The following is a 1810-nucleotide window of genomic DNA, read 5'->3' as shown; positions in this document are numbered from 1 at the left end:
TACGGCAACGGCATCGGCGGCGGCCAAAACGGCGGCGACGGCGGCAACGGCGGCAGCGGCGGCAAGGGCGGCGACGGCGGTACGGGCGGCGCTGCCGGCGGAGCCGGCGCGACGAAGGGCAGCGACGGCGCCGGCGGCGTCGGCGGCAAGGGCGGCAACGCGGGCACACCGGGCAGCGGCGGCGACGGCGCGGCCGGCACGGTCAACAACACCACCGGCGGCGCCGGCGGCAAGGGCGGTAACGCGGGCACCGTGGGCGCCGGCGGAACCGGCGGGACCGGCGGCAATGGCATCAAGGCCAACGACGGCGCCAACGGCGCCGCGGTCGCGGGCCCGGCCGGTAACGGCGGCGCGGGCGGCACGGGCTACAGCCCCACCACCGCGGGGGCCAACGGCGGTGACGGCGGCGCCGGTGGCGCCGGCGGCAACATCGGCAACGGCGGCGACGGCGGTGCCGGGGGCAACGGCGCGGCCGGCGGGCCGGGCCATGACGGCGTCAACGCCACCAACCCGAACGGCACCGACGGGCAGGCCGGCGGCAAGGGTGGAGCCGGCGGCAAGGGTGGCGCTGCCACCGGCGCGGGCACGCACAGCGGTAACGGTGGCGCCGGCGGTAAGGGCGGCGCCGGCGGCGACGGCGGCAGCGGCCTAGACGGAACCGCCGGCACGGCGACCAACGGTGTCGGCGGCAACGGGGTGGCCGGCGGTAACGCCGGCAGTGGCGGGGCCGGCGGCGACGGCGGCAAGGGCGGCGCCGCGGGCACGGCCAGCGGCGGCGCCGTATCCGGCGCTGCGGGTGCCGGCGGCGCTGCGGCCAATGGCGGCAACGCGGGTACGGCCGGCAACGGCGGGGCCGGCGCGGCCGGGGCTACCGGTACGGCGGCCAACAGCAACGCCGGCTTCGCCGGCGGCGACGGCGGTCGCGGCGGCAACGGCGGTAACGGCGGCGCCGGCGGTCACGGCGGCGCCAACGGTGACGGCATCGGCAAGGGTGCCGACGGCCTGGGCGGCAACGCCAGCAGCGGTGGCGTGGGCGGTGCGGCGGGCCGGCGGCAACGGCATCAGCGGCGGCAATGGCACCGCGGGTGTGAACGCCGGAGCCGGCCAGGCCGGCGGCGCCGGGGGCGCCGGCGGCAAGGGCGGCGACGGCGGCACCGGTGGCACCGGCGGCGCCAACGGCAGCGGTGTGGGCAAGGGCGCCGACGGCCTCGGCGGCAAGGGCGGCGACGGCGGCAAGGCCGGCACGGCCGGCGACGGCGGCCGCGGCGCCGACGGCACTTCAACCGTCCTCGACGGCGGCGCCGGCGGTGCCGGCGGGGCCGGCGGCAAGGGCGGAGCCGGCGGCACCGGCGGCGCCAATGGCAGTGGCGTCGGCAAGGCCGCCGACGGCGCGGTGGGCGCCAACACCGACGGCGGCCACGGCGGCGACGGCGGCAACGGCGCAGCGGGTGGACCCGGCGACAACGGCGTCAACGCCACCAACCCCAACGGCACCGCCGGCCACGCCGGCGGTAAGGGCGGCGCCGGCGGCGACGGCGGTGCGGCCGGCGGTGTGGGCGCCAAGGGCGGCACCGGCGGTAACGGCGGTAAGGGTGGCGACGGCGGCCAGGGCGGCAGCGGCATCGACGGCACGGCCGGCAGCCAGACCACCAACGGCGTCGGAGGCAACGGCACGGCCGGCGGCAACGCCGGCGCCGGCGGCGCGGGCGGCGACGGCGGCAAGGGCGGCGCCGGCGGCGCGGCCAATGGCGGCACCGCGGGCACCGCGGGCACCGGCGGCGCGGCCGGTGACGGCGGCAATGCCGGCACG

The 1810-nt window shown here is 81.3% G+C and carries 1 protein-coding gene and 2 pseudogenes; 1 reads left to right on the top strand and 2 read right to left on the bottom strand.

Features of this window, described 5'->3' with window-relative positions:
• Positions 1–591 (bottom strand): annotated as a pseudogene (locus tag BST12_RS32500) (hypothetical protein); the annotation flags it as partial.
• A gap of 57 nt (positions 592–648) precedes the next feature.
• Positions 649–1062, bottom strand: coding sequence for a hypothetical protein (locus tag BST12_RS32495; protein WP_170062234.1), 414 nt, complete (start codon positions 1060–1062; stop codon positions 649–651).
• Here BST12_RS32495 and BST12_RS32490 point away from each other — a divergent pair.
• Positions 1025–1810 (top strand): annotated as a pseudogene (locus BST12_RS32490) (PE family protein); the annotation flags it as partial. The gene BST12_RS32495 and the pseudogene BST12_RS32490 overlap by 38 nt on opposite strands.

It is taken from the genome of Mycobacterium angelicum, from assembly GCF_002086155.1.
GTDB lineage: Bacteria > Actinomycetota > Actinomycetes > Mycobacteriales > Mycobacteriaceae > Mycobacterium > Mycobacterium angelicum.
The sequence above is the reverse complement of the archived record's forward strand: the minus strand, read 5'-3'. Positions and strand labels throughout refer to the sequence as shown.